Origin of the sequence: Natronorubrum thiooxidans, assembly GCF_900156475.1 — an archaeon.
In the GTDB taxonomy this organism is placed as follows: domain Archaea; phylum Halobacteriota; class Halobacteria; order Halobacteriales; family Natrialbaceae; genus Natronorubrum; species Natronorubrum thiooxidans.
Window position 1 is genome coordinate 94,613 of sequence record NZ_FTNR01000008.1, and the last position, 16,793, is coordinate 111,405.

The following is a 16,793-nucleotide window of genomic DNA, read 5'->3' on the forward strand; positions in this document are numbered from 1 at the left end:
GTTTATCGACTCCATTAACAAGTACTCGGCGTGGCACGGCCATGCTATCGACAAATGAACGACGAACGCAACCCCGGCAATGGCCTGTCCCGACGATGGATGTTGTCCTCGGTCGGGGCGGCATCGGCTGCCCTGGCAGGCTGTACGGATCTCCTCTCGGATGCGGACGCTGAATCGGACGGGAACGGCCCCCAGAACGGCGACGGTGGGGACGGCGCTCCCGACGGCTCGAGACGGTGGCCCGCGATCGCGGACGGGGAACTGCTCTCGGATTTCGAAGACCTCACCGAGTGGTTTCCCAGCGACAGCGACCTCTCGGCCGCGCCCGACGAGGCACGAATCGGCTCGCAGGCGGCAGTCATCGAGAGCGACGGGCGACAGGCCCGAATGGGGATCCGTTTTGCCGACGGGATCGATCTCCGCGGGTGGGATACATCGCTTGCCGTCAAGCCGGAGTCCGCAAACAAGATCGTCGTCGAGTTCCTCGCGCCGGACCGAGATGCGACGCTGAGCTCCGTTCGAACGGTGCCCGACGAGTTCGACGGCTGGTTCCGGCTCGACTGCGGCTACGAACATAAGCCGCGGGGAGAGCCGGATCTGTCGAACGTCACCCGAATCAACGTCGTCGCGGTCGGGCCGGAAGACGAGCCGACCAAAATGCTCGTCGACGACTTCCGCCGGACCGAGGCGGCCGACAACGGTAAAGCGATCCTGGCGTTCTACGGCGGTCACGACTCCCACTACGATATCGCCGCGGACCTCCTCGCAGAACGTGGCTGGGAAGGGGCAGTTCCGGTCAGTTCCAATCGGATCGGCGACCAGGGCCGGATGGGACTCGCGGAACTCAGTGACCTCGAGGACCGCGGCTGGGACGTCTGCTCGTACCCGCAGGATTCGATGGCCCTGCCGGAGATGCCCGAAAGCCGACAGCGGCAGGTCCTCGAGACCAACCGCAACGCACTCGAGGCCGAGGGCTTCGAAGACGGCGCACGCCACCTGTTCATTCCCGAGGACCGAATGGACGCAACGACCAACGCGGTCATCAGGGACGTCCACGAGTCGGCGTTCCTGTTTGGCTCCTGTACGTCCGGCGTGCCACCGACGGGGATGCACACGATCCCACTGATCTGGGGGCCCGCGCTCCACAACGGCGTGCGTCGCCACATCAACCTCGCCGACCAGTACCAGGTCCTCACCGTGCTTCGAATCCCGCGGATCGTCGAGGACGATGACGTCCACCCCGACGCGAACCGGATGTCACTCAATGACTTCGAGCACCTGCTCAATCACATCGAACACCGCGGGCTCGACGTCATCACGCCCTCGGACCTCGTCGACGGCACGTTCGAGAGCGACGACGACGGTGACGAGACATTCAGCGACGGCCGGCCGGAGGGGACCATCCTCGAGGCCGGTCAGTCCCACGCGTTCGAAGGGACACGAGCGTCCGAATCGCTGACCATCGGCCTCGACGACGGCGTTCTCAGTGCGAGTTTCTCCCACAACGGCGACGGCGACTTTACCGTCGACCTGATCCCAATGGGCGACGGTCGCGACGATTCGCTGGTAACCACGTCCGGGATCACCGCCGGCGAGTCGATCGCCGCGGTCGAAAGCGGGACGTACCGACTCGAGGTCGACGCGGACGGCCCGTGGTCGATCGACCTCTTCCAGCCGGAAGTGCACGCCGACGATCTCGACTCGCTTCCGGTCGAGGCAAGCGGCTCGGGATCGGGCTTCGTCGGCCCGATCTGGACCGACACCGACGTCAGACTCGAACTGACACACGACGGTGATGGCGACTTTGTCGTCGACGGCTACGGTGCGGACGGCAGCAGAGAGTCGATCGTCAACAAGACCGGCGCGTTCGACAACTCGCGGTCGTACCGCGCGGGTGGAGCCGTCTGGATTAATATCGAGGCCACCGGCGACTGGACGCTCGAGGTCACCGACAGCTAAGCGGCCCTGCTCATCCCTCGAGGACCGTCTCGAGTCGGTCCAGAAACTCGCCGGGGACCTCGAGGTGTGGCGTATGGCCGGTGTTGGCGAAGACGACTTCTTCGAACTCACCGCCGGCGTCGGCGTAGGACTCGAGAACCGTGCGGGTCTGATCGACCATCGGCTGGGGTGGGAAGACGTCCTCGCCGGGCCAGTCCGGCATCGCACCCATCTTTCCGAGCGTGCCGGCGTCGAACAGCGACTCGTTGGAGACGATCTGATCCGACGCGCCGCGGATCCAGGTAATCAGTGGTTTCTGGTCGGGATCGATTTCGGTGATCGCCTCGAGCGAGCAGTACTTCGGCGAGATGGCGTTGTTGACGCCGGTGTTGCCCGGCGCAACCCCGGGCCAGTTCTCGCTCGGCGTCGCGTCGCCCGGGTAGTGCTCGTCGCCAGTGGCCGTATCGAGCATGCCGGTCAGATACGACTCCTCTCGTTCTGGATCGAAATTGTGGGTCGGATTGACGTAGAACGTCCGCAGTATCTTCCGCGGAGACGACTCCCCACCCTCGCTGCGGTCGCGGTCTGCGAGGCCGGCGACGAACTCGTCGTTGCCGAGGCCGCCGCCGGAGCCGGCGTAGTCGTCGAAACAGGGCGTTCCCTCGAGGTCTTTCGTCCCGCCGAAGCCATAGGGCGAGAGCGGGTTGATGAGGACGAGCGAGTCGACCGCCTCGGGGTTGTCGATCGTATATCGCATCGCGACCCCGCCGCCGTTCGACCAGCCGACGAGCGTGAGCGGCGGGTCGGGCTCGAGCTCACCGAGCAGTGCCCGGAGGTCGCCCTCGAAATCGCCGAGTCCGTTCGTCGCATCGACGGCTTTCGTCTCCGAGTTACCGTACCCTCGCAGGTCGGGGGCGATCGCCCGATACCGGGCTGGCAGGTCCGCCATGACGTCCTCGAAAAACCGCGAGGAGGAGACGTTGCCGTGGATGAATACGACTGAGCCGTCGGTGTCGGCCCCATCGCTGTGGCCACCCGACTCGAGGACGTGCGTCTCGAGTCGGTCGGTATCGACAATACGTGAGCGGATGCCAGCGAGGGTGTCGTCTCGAGTCATCAGCGGGCGCTACCACGTGGCCCGTTATAACTGTAAGCCAACTGATGATCGAATGAGCAGAGTTGCTCAAAAAACGATTGTGGCGACGGTCTGCTCGGAACGTGACAACGTGTGCCTTACAGGCGGTCGATGACCGCGGCAGTCACGTCTTCGGTCGACGCATCGCCGCCCAGATCCGCCGTTCGTGGGCCCTCCTCGAGCGTCGCCTCGACGGCCTCGTTGATGGCCGCTGCCTCCTCGTCGTAACCGAGATACTCGACCAGCATCGCGGCGGAGATGATCGCCGCGGCCGGGTTCGCGACACCCTCGCCGGCGATGTCGGGTGCGGTGCCGTGGACGGGTTCGAACAGCGCGCGCTCAGTGCCGACGTTGGCGCTGGGTAAGAGTCCGAGCCCACCGACGAGACCGGCTGCGAGATCCGAGAGGACGTCGCCCGCGAGGTTCGGACAGACGACGACATCGAACTGCTCGGGGTCGAGACAGACGTGCGTCGCGAAGGCGTCCATCAGCACTTCGTCAGTCTCGACGCCGTATTCGTCGGCAACCTCGGCGACGGTATCGCGGAACAGACCGTCAGTCTCGCGCATGACATTTGCCTTGTGGACGATCGTGAAGCCGTCGTGTTCGTCGGTGTCGACGTAGTCACAGGCGAACTCCGCGAGCTCTCTCGAGGCGGATTCGGTGACGACGCGGGTCAGCGTCGAGACGTCCTCGGTCAGGCGATCCTCGTGGCCCGCGTAGACGCCCTCCGTGTTCTCTCGTAGGAAGACCAGATCCGTCTCGGGGCGGACGGCGTCGATACCGGGATACGCCTTCGCGGGCCGGATGTTGACGAACGACCCGACCGCGTCCCGAAGCGGCAAGATGACGTCGGCTGCCGTTTCGCCGGCCGCACCGAACAGCGTCGCGTCGGCCGACGCCGCTAGTTCGTAGGTTTCCTCGGGCAGTGCCTCACCCGTTGCCTCTTTGACCGCGTCGCCCGCGTCGGCTTCGACGAACTCGAAGTCGATATCGAGTGCCTCGAGGACGTCGGTCGCGGCTGGTGTGACTTCCTGTCCGATTCCGTCGCCAGGGATGACGGCGATTTCGTGAGTCATGTCTGCATCTCTCTGGGGGTGAGAAAAGAGGGTATCGATACGGGCGACGCTGACCGAACCGGAAGCGACTCGCCATCCGCGACTGCTCGGCTCGGCGTCGCTGGCGCTCAACAGTCGTACTCGAGGCGCTCGTGGACTGTCGGCTCGCCGACCGGGCCGTCGGGACCGACGGGCTGTTCGACGAGCGAGATGGTCAGCGAGTCGACCTCGCGATCAGTCCGTTCACAGAGGGACGCGGCCGCCGATTCATACTGCGTTTCGCCGGCGTAGCGCAGGTCCATCCCGTAGCGTTTCCAGAGCGTGCTCGGATACGTCTCCGCGGCGGTCGGCGGCCGATCGAGGCGTGCGTTGGCCACGTCGACCGTCTCGCCGGACTCGAGCATTCCGTCGACGGCGTACCAACTGTGTGCCGACGGCGGGTTCGGTGCGAAAAACGTCCAGCCCGCGTCGTCGAGTTCGCCGTCTATCGCCGGCGTGTCGACGACGCCGATCCCGGCCGCCTGCCAGAGCAGACTCGAGACCAACAGGCAAGCGACGAGTCCGGAGGCAACGAGTCGACCACCGCGCCGAAGGCGAGACGGAGCGTCGTCTCCCGCCACCGTGTTCGCGGGCGCGTCGTCACCGCCGATCGCCGAACGCGCGCCGAATCGTTTCTCGAGGCCGAACGCGGAGCCGAGTCGCTCGAGGCGATCCCAGATCCCCGACGGGAGGAACAACAGCAGGCCGGCGATCATGACGAACGGGAACACGCCCAGCCGCATCGTCGCCGCCATCCCGAGGTGTGTCGCGACGAACGCCGCCACGAGCGCGATGCGACGCTGCCCGGTGACGACGAGCAACAGCGCACTGGCGGTCAACACGGCGATCCAGAGCCAGTTGGTCGCGGCGAGCACCGTCGGGTACGCCGAAAGCGCCGGTCCGAGCAGCGTGAGATACTGTTTCAACTGAAAGATCTGCTGGACCGCCGTGCCGTCCATCCACGGCTCGCTCTGGAACTTGAGCACCGCGTTCGTCACGTAGATGGCCACGAAGTGCACCAGGATCGCCGCCGTTGCGATCGAGCACACGCGGCGACCGCGACGGTCGGGGTGACGACGGGCCTCGAGCGACCACCGGGCCTCAAGCGGGAGGAACAGGCCAAAGAGCAGGAAGCTGAGCAGGATCGTGTCACCGCCGTTGGCCAGATGCGGATTTCGGGCGTGCAGCGACGCGAAGAGGACGAGTGAGCCAAGCGTCGCGAGGCGAGTTCGATAGCCGACGAGCAGGAGGAGTGCGAATCCGCCGGCGATCGCGAACAACACCGCCTGGAACCACGCCGCCCCGGACAGCGCGTGAATCGATACCTGCCCGACTGTCGGATACGCCTCCAGAAGCGTCGACCGTGGAAAGACACCCGCGTCGGTATAGAACGTGACCAGTCCCGGAAGCCGGAGCATCGCGAGATCGGCGAGCAAGAGCAAACCGAGTGCAATCCGGAACGCACCGAGAGCTCGCTGATCGATGCCGAGACGCGACTCGAGGGCCGCTCGGAACGACGCAACACCCCTCGAGCGTCGCTGCTGGGCCGATGTTCGATCAGTGGGAGGGCATGTCATAGTAGGGCAGAAATCGAAGTGAGCCAGGCTTGTCAACGGACCTATAAGTGTTTTCTCCCTTTCGATGCCGACACATTCGGATACGAGATCTGTTGGGCGACTCAAGCACGGTTGCCCCGCCCTCGACTGTCGACGACAGCAGTTTCAGGGGCTGGTAACGCCGGAGGAAAGCCCCACCGCGTCGGCGATCGCGTGGCGCTTGAGCAAGACGAACCCGACGGCAACGAGGCCGAAGCCGGCGATGGTCAGCGCACCGATCGACTCGTCGAGCAGGAACACGCCCGCGACCGTCGCGACGATCGGGACCACGTAGGCGACGAGTGCTGCCTCGAACGCGCCGTGTTGCTCGAGGATTCGGAAGTAGATGAAAAAGGCAATCGCCGTCGAGAAGACGCCGAGGTAGACCAGCATGACAACCGCCATCGGGGCGACCGCGTCGGCGGTCGGGAACTCACCGGCCAGCAGGCTGCCGGCATGTAACACGAGTCCACCGACGAGCATCGACCAGCCGACCAGCGGGACGCGTTCGATCGTCGGCCCGGCCCGTTGAACGACCACGCCGCCGAGGGCGACGCTGACGACCTGGCCGATGACGAGCAGTCGGGCGACGGTGTCACCTGCCAGCAGATTGCCGGGGTCGGGCTGGACGACGAGGCCGATACCGAGAAAGCCGATCGCTGCGCCGACGGCCCCGACCGCAGAGAGCCGCTCACCGAGCAACAGGATCGCCCATAGGGCCGTGATGATTGGGACCAGCCCCTGTAAGATGGCGGCGACGCCGCTGGGAACGGTCTGCTGGCCGATGAACAACAGCCCATTACCGGCGACAAGAAAGAGCCCGCCACCCGCGATTGCAGCTAGATTGTTCCCGCCGGTGGGCCACCAGTCGTCAGTCAGCGCGACAGCCGCCGCTAACAGCAAGACGGCTGCGATATCGTATCGGAAGGCCGCGAACAGCAACGGTGGGAGATACTCGAGGCCGACCGAAATCGCCGGAAAGGAAAGCCCCCACAGCACGGCGAGGACCAGAAAGAGCGATACATCGAGGGCACGAGACATACAGTCTATTGGGGTGAATCTCCGAAAGCGCTGGCGGTTTCGATATCGGTGCTGTCGGCTTCCCGTCGATAGCTGCTGCTATGAGCGGTATAGTGCTAGGCATAACTGAAGTCATCACCGAGATATCCAATTTCAGTTTGGAATTGAAGGTTACAAAGCTCCTGAGCTTTTGGAACGTAACAGAAACGCAGGAAAGGCAGTCACGCATAGATGGACACATATGACCGACTCAGATACGATCGATCGAACGGTCCTCATCGTCATCCTCGCTCTGGTCGCGGTGCCGCTCGTGATGATGGTTGCCGCAGTGCCGATGATGGGTGGAATGTACACTGGAGCGTGGGGAAACGGGATGGGAATGGGCACGGGTAGCTGGCTGTGGATGACACTGCTCCCACTTCTCTTCCTGTTCCTGATCGGCTATGGTGGCTACCGATTGCTGGGGAGCGACGACGACACCGCCGTCGAGGAACTCAGACGAGCATACGCTCGCGGAGACTTGACACACGAAGAGTACGAAAAGCGCCGGCAGCGACTTGAAACGCGTTTCGACGAATGAGCACTCACGGGTGACGAATGCTTTTATCGCTTCTCCGAACTGTCAGTGATGGACTGCTGCTTGCTGGAGAGTTTCTGTGGCAGGCCCTCTGGGCGCTCTTACTGGGCTTTATGCTCTCCGGGGCCATTCAAGCGTTCGTCTCCAAAGAAGGCATGGTCCACTACATGGGCGATGCGAGTCCGAGGTCCATTCTCTATGCGATGGGGTTCGGCGCAGCGTCGACGTCCTGTTCGTTCGGAGATATCGCAGCGACGAAGACGCTATTCAAAAAGGGAGCCCATCTGCTCCCCACCGTCGCATTTTTGATTGCCTCGACGAACTTCGTCATCGGGCTCACGTTCGTCATCTGGGCACTCATCGGGTGGGAGTTCGCCCTCGCACAAGCGGTCGGCGCACCGATTTTCATCCTGATCGCGCTCATCTTCGTCCATAGTATGATCCCGTACGACGAGGCACGACAGGCCAGAGAACGCCTCATCGAAAACGAAGAGCCAGTCGTTACTGATCCAGTGTGCAAGATGCGTCTCAACAGGGAAAACGGCATTCCAGTCACTCACAAGAACGAAACCGTCTACTTCTGTTCGGAGGGCTGCAAGAACCTGTTCGAGCAGAATCCGGACGTTCACACGACATCATGGAAAGAAAAGATCACGTCCTGGAACGGCTGGGTCGAGGCGGCAAATCAAACACTGAAGGACCTCAAGATGCTCTGGAAGGAACTCGCGATCGGCTTTCTCTTGGCGGGACTTGTCGCTGCTGCCGTTCCACAGACGTTCTGGACGCTCTTGTTCGAGGGTGGCGGCGTCGGCGTCACCCAGATTGCGTACAACAGCGTGCTCGGTCCACTCATTTCCCTGGCCACGTTCGTCGGATCGATCGGGAACGTCCCCTTGGCTGCCGTACTGTGGAGTTCGGGCTTTGCCTTCGCAGGCGTCATCGCGTTCCTTTATGCGGACCTGATCGTGCCGCAACTGATCCGGATCTATCGCAAAATCTTCGGAAAGAAAATCGGCACCCGATTGTCGATCATCCTCTTTGTCTCGATGGCGATGACCGGGTTCATCGTATACTATCTGTTCACAGCGGTCGGACTCGTTCCGGATCCAACCGTAACAGACGCACGAGACGGTATCACCATCTTCGGCTTTGAGCCAGTGACGATCCTGAACGGTCTGTTCCTGCTCATCGCAGTTGGCTTTGGTGTCCTCCTTGTCCGAGGGAGAAAAGGCGCGCCTGGAGACCAAACTGTTCACGACCCGGTGACCGGGGCCGAACTCACGGTCAAGGACACGGACTTCTGTACAGTCTACGACGAGTCGATCTACTACTTCGAGAGCGAGCACTCACGCAAACAGTTCAGGAACTCTCCGGAAGCGTATCTCTAGTGGCGATGTTGATAACAGACCGTCTCGAGCGCGACGGGCAAAACGGCAACCGACGGTCAAAACTGCGATTGACGCCTACTCTGCTTCGGGAATCGCCGCGTCGTCGACGTACGGCAGTTCCTGAGCCTTCTTTCGGACTTCGCCGGCGTTGGACTTCATCAGCGCCGTCGTGTCCCAGACACCCTCGACGAGGGCTTTCCGCTGGGCCTCGTCGACGGTGACGTCGATCGTCTCGTCGCCGTAGGTCACTTCCTCGGCTTCGATATCGATGTCGATCTCTTTGTCGGGGTTCTCGTCAACCCACGCCTGCAGTTCCTGGATCGTCTCGCTGTCGGCCGTCACGGTCGGGATGCCGAGGGCGAGACAGTTGCCCGCGAAAATCTCGGCGAAGCTCTCGCCGATGATCGCGTCGATGCCCCAGCGCATCAGCGCCTGCGGAGCGTGTTCACGCGAGGAGCCACAGCCGAAGTTGCTGTTGACGACCATCACCGACGAACCCTGGAACCGATCCTCGTTCATCGGATGGTTTTTCTGGTTGTCGTCGTCATCGAATCGCAGGTCGAAGAAGGCGAACTCGCCCAACCCGTCGAAGGTGACGACCTTCATGAATCGCGCGGGGATGATCTGGTCGGTGTCGATGTCGTTCCCGTGGATTGGAATCCCCGATCCGGAGACGGAATCGACTTCCGGAATCTCGACTTCGTCGGTGTCAGTCATGCAGTGGTCACCTCCTTCAGTTCGCGCACGTCAGTTACTTCTCCGGTGACCGCCGCCGCGGCGACCATCTGCGGGTTCATTAGGACGGTTCGTCCGTCCTTGCTACCCTGTCGACCGACGAAGTTCCGGTTCGAGGAGGAGGCACTGGCCTCGTCGCCCTCGAGTTGGTCTTCGTTCATGCCGAGACACATCGAACAGCCGGCGTTGCGCCACTCGAAGCCGGCCTCCTCGAAGGTGTCTTTCAGGCCTTCCTCCTCGGCGGTGTGCTGGACACGCTGGCTGCCGGGGACGACCAACGCACGGACGTCGTCGTCGACCTGTCGGCCCTCGATAATCTCGGCGGCACGGCGCAGGTCGGGCAGACGGGCGTTCGTACAGGAGCCGAGGAAGGCGACGTCGATGTTGTAGCCTTCCATCGTCTCGCCGGGCTCGACGCGCATGTGCTCCTGAGCGCGTCGGGCCGTGTCCTGTTTGGCCTCGGGCAGCTCCGCTGGCGATGGAATCGGCTCGGTGACGCCGACGCCCTGTCCGGGCGTGGTCCCCCAGGTGACGACCGGCTCGAGTTCGTTTGCGTCGATGGTGACGACGTCGTCGTACTCGGCGTCCTCGTCCGATCGGATCGACTCCCAGTACGGTTTGAGTTCGTCGAACTTCTCGGGATTGTCCTGGAAGTAGTCGGTCTCCTCGAGCCACTCGTAGGTGGTCTCGTCGGGGTTGACGTAGCCCGCGCGAGCGCCGCCTTCGATCGACATGTTACAGATCGACATCCGACCCTCCATGCCGAGGTTCTCGATGGCCTCGCCGGCGTACTCGTAGACGTAGCCGACGCCGCCTTCCGTACCGAGTCGACGGATAATCTCGAGGATGATGTCTTTCGCTTCGACACCCTCGCCGAGTTCGCCGTTGACCTCGATCTTGCGGACCTTCTGTTTCTCCATCGCGACGGTTCCCGTCGCGAGCACGTCCCGGATCTGAGAGGTTCCAATCCCAAAGGCGAGCGCGCCGAACGCGCCGTGGGTCGAGGTGTGGGAGTCGCCACAGACGATCGTCTTGCCGGGCTGGGTGAGTCCCTGCTCCGGACCGATGACGTGGACGATCCCCTGATCGCCGGACGTTGGGTCCGAAAAGTCGATGCCCGCCTCGCGGACGTTCTCCTCGAGTTCGGCCATCATCTCTTCGGCGGCGTCTTCTTTGTATGGCCGGGACTGGTCGGCCGTCGGCACGATGTGGTCGACCGTCGCGTGGGTCAGCTTCGGGAAGGCGACCTCGAGGTCGCGCTCGCGGAGCATTCCGAACGCCTGCGGGCTCGTGACCTCGTGGATGAGGTGCAGCCCGATGAACAGCTGATCCTGTCCAGTCGGCAACGTGGTGACTTTGTGTCGATCCCAGACCTTGTCGTACAGTGTTCCCTCACTCATTCTGCGTCCTCTACGGCATCTTCGTCTTCGTCTTCGTGTTCGCTGCCGCGCTCGAAGACACGGTTTGCGTCGGCCGCCTGTTTCGGCGGCGTGTGATCGACGTCTTTCATCGTTCGGCTCTCGGTGCGTCCGTTCCGATCCGTCGCAGTCGGTTCACTTGGCTCACCGCCGTCTGTCGCGACAGTTGGCCCGCGGCTGAACAGTTGGCCAGCCGTCTCCCCGGTATAGGGGTTGGTGTGGCCAACGTCGGCCATTGTCTCGGGTGTGTCGTTTTCGCTCATTGTCGTGTGTGCTTAGTCGTCTGCCGCCACTTCGGCGGACTCGGTTTCCGCTTCGGTTTCGTCGTCAGCCCAGGCGAATAACTCGCGCAGTCGCGCGCCGACGTCTTCGATTTCGTGTTCCTGTTCGGCCTGGCGAAGCTGGCTGTAGCTCGGTCGACCGGCCTGGTTCTCGAGGATCCACTCGCGCGTGAACTCGCCGTTTTGAATCTCCTCGAGGACCTCGTCCATGTTCTCACGGACGTGGTCGTCGACGATGCGGTCGCCGCGAGTAAGCCCGCCGTACTCGGCGGTGTCGGAGACGGAGTTCCACATCTCCATGTTCCCGCCTTCGTACATCAGGTCGACGATCAGCTTGAGCTCGTTGAGACACTCGAAGTAGGCGATCTCGGGCGAGTAGCCCGCATCGACCAGCGCCTCGTAGCCGTGTTTGACCAGTGCGGTCACGCCGCCACAGAGGACGGCCTGCTCGCCGAAGAGGTCGGATTCGACTTCCTCCTGGAACGTCGTCTCGATGACGCCGGCGCGGGCACAGCCAATTGCTTTCGCGTATGCGAGCGCTCGCTCCGTCGCGTCGCCGGTGGTATCCTGATAGACTGCCAGCAGACCGGGCGTTCCCTCGTCGTTCTCGTAGTTCCGACGGACGAGGTGGCCCGGGCTTTTCGGGGCGACCATCGTCACGTCGACATCTTCCGGCGGCTGGATCTGGTTGTAGTGGATGTTCAGCCCATGGGCGAACTGCAGCGTGTCGCCGGCCTCGAGGTTGGGTTCGATGGCGTTCTCGTAGACATCGGCCTGAACGGTGTCGGGAACGAGCACGGAGACGTAGGAGGCCTGCGAGACGGCGTCGGCAGGCGTCGTCACGGTCAGGCCGTCGGCTTCGGCGGCCGATCGCGACGACGAACTCTCGCGGAGGCCGACGACCACGTCGACACCACTCTCGTGGAGGTTCTGTGCGTGGGCGTGGCCCTGGCTGCCGTAGCCCAGCACGGCCACGGTCTCGTCGTCAAGCGTCGATACGTCTGCATCATCGTCGTAGTAGATGTCGGTGGTGAATTCGTCAGTCATCGTCTGCTGTTTGGGTGTGAGGGTGTTCGTCCTGTCGGTTCGCCTCGTCGGCGGATACGGCCGCCGAACTGGGTGCAGCCGTCTCGTCAGTCCCGCGAGCGAGTGCCGTCAGCCCGGTTCGGGAGATTTCCCGGATCCCGAACTGGCTGAACGTCTCGACTGCGGCTTCAATCTTCTGGCGGGCACCCGTCACTTCGATCGTCGCCGTCTCCGGACACGAATCGACAGTCTTGCCGCCGTACATCTCCGCGACGGCGGCGACCTGATCCGGTCGATCGGCGGAGACCTTCACGAGCGCCAGCTCCCGGCGCATCGCGTCGGGCTCGAGTTCGCGAACCGAAATCACCGGCACCAGCTTTCGCAGCTGCTTTTTGATCTGGTCAATGCCGGGATCTGGCTCCTCGACGACAACCGTGATTCGGGCACGCTCCTCGTCGTTTGTCGGCCCGACGGTCAGACTCTCGATGTTGAACTGCCGTCTCGAGAACAGCCCCGAGACGTCAGAGAGCACGCCGGGTTCGTGTTTGACCAGCGCCGAGATGACCGTCCGGCGTGGGTCGTGTGTCGCCTCGACTTCGGGATCGATACGAATGCCTTGCTTGTTGCGCCGACCAGCGGGTGTCGGTCGCTCTTCCGGTGGTGGGCCTTCTAATCCGCGTTTCATGCGAAATACCTCGTAGTTTGTTGAACGGAGTGAAACAAAGCTCGAGACGGCTCTGCCGTCTCGGTGTTTCGGTTGCAGTCGGACGGTGTTCGTCCGACGGTCATAGCTGGTCCTCCGTCAGTGCGAACTGTCCGTTGTCGCCGCCGCTTGGCACCATCGGGTAGACGTTCGCCCCGGGGTCGATGTGGACGTCGATCACCGAGGGGCCGTCGTAGGCGATTGCCGATTCGATCGTCTCTGCGACGTCGTCGTAGTCGTCGATCCGGAACCCGGCTGCGCCGAAGGCTTCGGCGAGCTTGTCGAACTCGGGCATCCAGTGGTAGTCCGACGCGGAGTGGCGACCTTCGAAGAAGGCGTCCTGCCACTGTCGAACCATGCCGATGTACTCGTTGTTGAGCACTGCGACGGTGATGTCAAGATTCTCGCGCACGGCGACCGAGAGTCCCTGCAGCGTCATCAAGAACGAGCCGTCGCCGTCGATACAGACGACGTCCTGGTCGTCGTCGGCGGCGAGTCGGGCACCGATCGCTGCGGGCAGGCCATACCCCATCGTCCCGAGTCCGTGACTCGAGACCCACGTTCGGGGCTCGGTGTAGGTCCAGTACTGGCAGGCCCACATCTGGTGTTGCCCGACGCCGGTCGTGACGATGGTGTCGTCGGCGGTCGCCTCATCGAGGGCCTCGACGACGAACTCCGGTCGGACCGGCTCGTCTTCGGGGGCGTCGTAGGCCATCGAGTAGTCGGATTTCCACTGCTGGCACTGGGCGCGCCACTTCTTGGCTTCCGGCGAGGCGTCGACGGCCTCGCTGAGTTGCCCGACGACCGTCTCGGCGTCACCGATCAGTGGATAGTCGGCGTAGATGTTCTTGCTGATCTCGGCGGGGTCGATGTCGACGTGGATGATCTCCGCGTCGGGCGCGAACGTCTCGATGCCGCCGGTCAGGCGGTCGTCGAATCGCGTCCCGATGGCCAACATCGTATCACAGTGGGTGATCGCCATGTTGGCAAAGCCGGTGCCGTGCATGCCGGCCATCTCCATCGAGAGTTCGTGATCCTCGGGGAACGACCCGATGCCGGGCATCGTCGTGACGACCGGGATCTCGTGTTCGATCGCGAACTCGCGGCAGGCCTCGCTGGCCTCGCCTTTGATCACGCCGCCGCCAAGGAGCATGACGGGGCGAGACGCGTTCTCGAGTCGGTCGGACGCGGCGGCGACGATCTCCGAGTCGGCCCGTTCTTGCACGTGGTAGGTATCGGGCGTTTTCGGCTCGTCGGGTTCGGTGTCGGTTTCGCCGTTGGTGACGTCTTTGGGCAGGTCGACCAGCGTCGGCCCGGGTCGGCCCTCGCTGGCGAGTGCGAACGCCTCGCTGACGTCAGTACCGACGTGGTCCGGGTCGCTCGAGAACGTGTTGTCCTTCGTGATCGGCTTCGTGACGCCGGTTGTGTCGGTCTCCTGGAAGGCGTCGTTGCCAACGAACTCCGTCGGCACCTGGCCCGTCAGGGCGACCAGCGGGTCCGAGTCCATGTCGGCGTCGGCGATCCCCGTCACGAGGTTGGTCGCGCCGGGTCCGGACGTCGCTAGACAGATGCCCGGCTCGCCCGCGACGATGCCGTAGGCGTCGGCCGCGTGAGCCGCGCCCTGTTCGTGGGCCATCGTCACGTGGGTGATCTCAGAGTCATACAGCGCGTCGTAGACGGGCATGATCGCGCCGCCTTGCACGCCGAAGGCGTACTCGACGCCGGCGTTCTCGAGGGCGCGCACGACCGACTGGGCACCGTTGGTGACGGCTGTCGGTGTCGTCTCCGAAACCGTGTCGGCGTCATCCTCGGTGGCCGCGTCCGGCGTTGCGCTGTCCGTAATCTGGTCGTCCTGTTCGTCTGCGTCAGTTGGTGTGACTTTTGCTGCGCGTTCGCTCATCGATTGCCTCCCGCCGCAGGACGGCGATCCGTTGGGTCGGCGCTGGGTGTATAGTGTGCTGTCATCTGCTGGAGTTGCTGTCGCTGTGAAAACGGTGCGACGAGTTCGGAATCGGAGCTGCGGTAGGCTAGAGGTGGGGCGAGGACGCCCCTACAATACGAATCGGAGCGAGCGCGCTGCTGGCGACCGTGCGAGCACGGACCGACAGTCGAGCGCGAACCGTCATTACTGAACACGTAGGACTCTCGAGGGACATAATCCTTGCGAGTTTCGTGGGTGGACGTACTCGAGCGCCACAGCAGGGGCTCGCGGACGGTAGCAAACGGGGCAGCCATCCCTTAGGCGCGCACCTCCTCCTCTGTCTGGCGTTCGACGCCAGCCTCTTTGGCGAAGCGCTCTAAGTCGTCGACGGTAACCCGTCGTTTCTCCGCGCCGTAGTCTTTGACGCGGCGAGTGACTGCTTTGACTTGTTCTTTGGTCGGATCGAACCCGCGTTCGTGCAGGCGTTCACGGACCGAGTGGGTCCCGGTGTGTTTGCCCATGACCAGTCGTCGTTTGGCACCGACCATCTCCGGCGTCATGACGCCGGGTTCGAAGGTATCGGAGTTTTCGATGACGCCAGCGGCGTGGATACCGCTCTCGTGGGAGAAGGCATTATCGCCGACGATCGGCTTGTTGCCCGGTGTTCCCATACCGCTTTTCTCTTCGACGATCTCCGAGAGCTCGGTGATGCGAGTCGTGTCGATCCCCGTATCGGTCTGGTAGAGCGACTCGACGGCCATCACGAACTCCTCGTAGGCGGCGTTACCGGCTCGCTCGCCGATGGAGTTGACGGAGACCTGTGCCTGATCTGCTCCCGCTTCGATGCCAGCCAGTGCGTTTGCGGTGGCCAGCCCGAAGTCGTCGTGTGTGTGGACGTCGATTCGCGCGTCGGTGTGGGCACAGATCTTCTCGATCATGGCCTTGAACCGGGTCGGCGTTGCGACGCCAGTGGTGTCGGGAATGTTGATCCAGTCGACGCCTGCCTCCGTGACCGCCTCGATCACGTCCAGCAGGAACTGCTCGTCGGTCCGTGTCGCGTCCATCGGCGAGAACATACACGTCGTTCCCGTCTCGGTGACACGCTCGACTGCGTCGACTGCGCGCTGTACGACTTCGTCCCGTGTGGTGTGCATCGAATCCTCGATCTGAACGTCGCTGGTGCTGACGAACGTGTGCACCATCTCGACGCCGGAATCCAGTGCCGCCTCGATGTCCGCATCGACGACGCGGGCCAATCCGCAGGTCGTCGACTGTGTCGAGGACGCGATGTCACGAACGGCTTCGAACTCCGCGTCGGAGTTGACGGGGAAACCAGCCTCGATGACGTGGGTTCCCATATCGTCCAGAACGGAGGCGATCTGCCGTTTGTCGTCGTAGGAGAACGAAGTTCCGGGAGACTGTTCACCATCCCGGAGGGTGGTATCAAAGACACGTGCTGACTCTATTTCGTCAGTGGAATCTAACGTGCCCTGGAAGAACTCGACCCCCCTGACTGGTGTCAGAGGACGGGTTGTCTTGTGAAGACATTGTATCTGAATCCCAGGTGGGACGACATATATAAACCTGACGCTGTGATGGGCGCTCGTTGATATGACGGGATGCCACCAGTCCTCGTGGAAGACGGGAAACCGCAAGACACCAACGACCTAATACAAACCCTTATTTCCTATTATTATACCAGTCCTGAACTGAGGATGCTCGCCGTCGGCGCTCGAGCCACCCCGAAATACCGGTCGATTCCCCGCTCTGAGTCCACTCGAGCGCTGGCGCGCGCTCGTCGCTGGACGTTTGGTCAGATCGATCGGTTTCCGACCGCAAGCGATCTCGAAACGACCGCTTATCTGGCCCAATACTCGGTATTCATCTACTTTTGCTGCGTTCGCCCTGCCGTTTCACATGGCAGTCCGGATTGCCAGCAGCGTCGACCACGACGGCATC

14 protein-coding genes are annotated in these 16,793 nt (G+C 63.0%); 3 read left to right on the top strand and 11 right to left on the bottom strand.

The window, feature by feature from the left end; all coding sequences use genetic code 11:
• The first annotated feature begins 54 nt into the window (after positions 1 to 54).
• Positions 55 to 1,959: a polysaccharide deacetylase family protein gene (locus BW940_RS12155; protein ID WP_076609483.1), complete on the top strand. Its 1,905-nt coding sequence runs from the start codon at positions 55 to 57 to the stop codon at positions 1,957 to 1,959.
• A 10-nt stretch (positions 1,960 to 1,969) separates the two neighbouring features.
• Here BW940_RS12155 and BW940_RS12160 read toward each other — a convergent pair whose 3' ends face one another.
• The 4 genes from BW940_RS12160 to BW940_RS12175 all read right to left on the bottom strand — a co-directional run bounded on the left by BW940_RS12160 (position 1,970) and on the right by BW940_RS12175 (position 6,806).
• Positions 1,970 to 3,055 carry an alpha/beta fold hydrolase gene (locus tag BW940_RS12160; protein WP_076609484.1) on the bottom strand — a complete coding sequence of 362 codons (1,086 nt, stop codon included), beginning with the start codon at positions 3,053 to 3,055 and terminating at the stop codon, positions 1,970 to 1,972.
• A 116-nt stretch (positions 3,056 to 3,171) separates the two neighbouring features.
• Positions 3,172 to 4,152, bottom strand: coding sequence for an isocitrate/isopropylmalate dehydrogenase family protein (locus BW940_RS12165; RefSeq protein WP_076609485.1), 981 nt, complete (start codon positions 4,150 to 4,152; stop codon positions 3,172 to 3,174).
• A 107-nt stretch (positions 4,153 to 4,259) separates the two neighbouring features.
• On the bottom strand, positions 4,260 to 5,747 hold the full coding sequence (locus BW940_RS12170) for an HTTM domain-containing protein (protein ID WP_076609486.1): 1,488 nt from the start codon (positions 5,745 to 5,747) through the stop codon (positions 4,260 to 4,262).
• Between the two features lie 144 nt (positions 5,748 to 5,891).
• Positions 5,892 to 6,806, bottom strand: a complete 915-nt coding sequence (locus BW940_RS12175; protein ID WP_076609487.1) for a DMT family transporter — start codon at positions 6,804 to 6,806, stop codon at positions 5,892 to 5,894.
• Between the two features lie 220 nt (positions 6,807 to 7,026).
• On the opposite strand from BW940_RS12175, the gene BW940_RS12180 reads away from it, so the two are divergent.
• Positions 7,027 to 7,365: an SHOCT domain-containing protein gene (locus BW940_RS12180; protein ID WP_076609488.1), complete on the top strand. Its 339-nt coding sequence runs from the start codon at positions 7,027 to 7,029 to the stop codon at positions 7,363 to 7,365.
• Between the two features lie 17 nt (positions 7,366 to 7,382).
• Positions 7,383 to 8,750 carry a permease gene (locus BW940_RS12185; RefSeq protein WP_076609489.1) on the top strand — a complete coding sequence of 456 codons (1,368 nt, stop codon included), beginning with the start codon at positions 7,383 to 7,385 and terminating at the stop codon, positions 8,748 to 8,750.
• Between the two features lie 75 nt (positions 8,751 to 8,825).
• On the opposite strand, the gene leuD is transcribed toward BW940_RS12185, so the two are convergent.
• The 7 genes from leuD to BW940_RS12220 all read right to left on the bottom strand — a co-directional run bounded on the left by leuD (position 8,826) and on the right by BW940_RS12220 (position 16,393).
• Positions 8,826 to 9,467: a 3-isopropylmalate dehydratase small subunit gene (gene leuD, locus BW940_RS12190; RefSeq protein ID WP_076609490.1), complete on the bottom strand. Its 642-nt coding sequence runs from the start codon at positions 9,465 to 9,467 to the stop codon at positions 8,826 to 8,828.
• Positions 9,464 to 10,885 carry a 3-isopropylmalate dehydratase large subunit gene (leuC, locus tag BW940_RS12195; protein WP_076609491.1) on the bottom strand — a complete coding sequence of 474 codons (1,422 nt, stop codon included), beginning with the start codon at positions 10,883 to 10,885 and terminating at the stop codon, positions 9,464 to 9,466. The genes leuD and leuC overlap by 4 nt, the downstream gene beginning before the upstream one ends.
• Entirely contained in the window at positions 10,882 to 11,166 is a 285-nt protein-coding gene (locus BW940_RS12200; RefSeq protein WP_076609492.1) for a hypothetical protein, read from the bottom strand. Before BW940_RS12200 ends, leuC begins: the two co-directional genes overlap by 4 nt.
• Before the next feature lie 12 nt (positions 11,167 to 11,178).
• Complete coding sequence (gene ilvC, locus BW940_RS12205; protein ID WP_076609493.1) at positions 11,179 to 12,231, bottom strand: ketol-acid reductoisomerase; 1,053 nt, start codon at positions 12,229 to 12,231, stop codon at positions 11,179 to 11,181.
• On the bottom strand, positions 12,224 to 12,895 hold the full coding sequence (gene ilvN / locus BW940_RS12210; protein WP_076609494.1) for an acetolactate synthase small subunit: 672 nt from the start codon (positions 12,893 to 12,895) through the stop codon (positions 12,224 to 12,226). Before ilvN ends, ilvC begins: the two co-directional genes overlap by 8 nt.
• Before the next feature lie 100 nt (positions 12,896 to 12,995).
• The gene (gene ilvB / locus BW940_RS12215) at positions 12,996 to 14,813 is read right to left on the bottom strand and encodes a biosynthetic-type acetolactate synthase large subunit (RefSeq protein WP_076609495.1); all 1,818 of its coding nucleotides are present in this window, start codon (positions 14,811 to 14,813) and stop codon (positions 12,996 to 12,998) included.
• A gap of 338 nt (positions 14,814 to 15,151) precedes the next feature.
• On the bottom strand, positions 15,152 to 16,393 hold the full coding sequence (locus BW940_RS12220) for a LeuA family protein (protein ID WP_394329402.1): 1,242 nt from the start codon (positions 16,391 to 16,393) through the stop codon (positions 15,152 to 15,154).
• Positions 16,394 to 16,793: the final 400 nt, after the last annotated feature.

What these genes read in the sequence shown, in the direction of transcription:
- BW940_RS12175 (WP_076609487.1), bottom strand. Translation starts at nt 6,806, where the DNA reads ATGTCTCGTGCCCTCGATGTATCGCTCTTTCTGGTCCTCGCCGTGCTG.
- BW940_RS12165 (WP_076609485.1), bottom strand. Translation starts at nt 4,152, where the DNA reads ATGACTCACGAAATCGCCGTCATCCCTGGCGACGGAATCGGACAGGAA.
- BW940_RS12170 (WP_076609486.1), bottom strand. Translation starts at nt 5,747, where the DNA reads ATGACATGCCCTCCCACTGATCGAACATCGGCCCAGCAGCGACGCTCG.
- BW940_RS12180 (WP_076609488.1), top strand. Translation starts at nt 7,027, where the DNA reads ATGACCGACTCAGATACGATCGATCGAACGGTCCTCATCGTCATCCTC.
- ilvB (WP_076609495.1), bottom strand. Translation starts at nt 14,813, where the DNA reads ATGAGCGAACGCGCAGCAAAAGTCACACCAACTGACGCAGACGAACAG.
- leuC (WP_076609491.1), bottom strand. Translation starts at nt 10,885, where the DNA reads ATGAGTGAGGGAACACTGTACGACAAGGTCTGGGATCGACACAAAGTC.
- BW940_RS12155 (WP_076609483.1), top strand. Translation starts at nt 55, where the DNA reads ATGAACGACGAACGCAACCCCGGCAATGGCCTGTCCCGACGATGGATG.
- BW940_RS12200 (WP_076609492.1), bottom strand. Translation starts at nt 11,166, where the DNA reads ATGAGCGAAAACGACACACCCGAGACAATGGCCGACGTTGGCCACACC.
- BW940_RS12160 (WP_076609484.1), bottom strand. Translation starts at nt 3,055, where the DNA reads ATGACTCGAGACGACACCCTCGCTGGCATCCGCTCACGTATTGTCGAT.
- ilvN (WP_076609494.1), bottom strand. Translation starts at nt 12,895, where the DNA reads ATGAAACGCGGATTAGAAGGCCCACCACCGGAAGAGCGACCGACACCC.
- BW940_RS12185 (WP_076609489.1), top strand. Translation starts at nt 7,383, where the DNA reads ATGCTTTTATCGCTTCTCCGAACTGTCAGTGATGGACTGCTGCTTGCT.
- leuD (WP_076609490.1), bottom strand. Translation starts at nt 9,467, where the DNA reads ATGACTGACACCGACGAAGTCGAGATTCCGGAAGTCGATTCCGTCTCC.
- ilvC (WP_076609493.1), bottom strand. Translation starts at nt 12,231, where the DNA reads ATGACTGACGAATTCACCACCGACATCTACTACGACGATGATGCAGAC.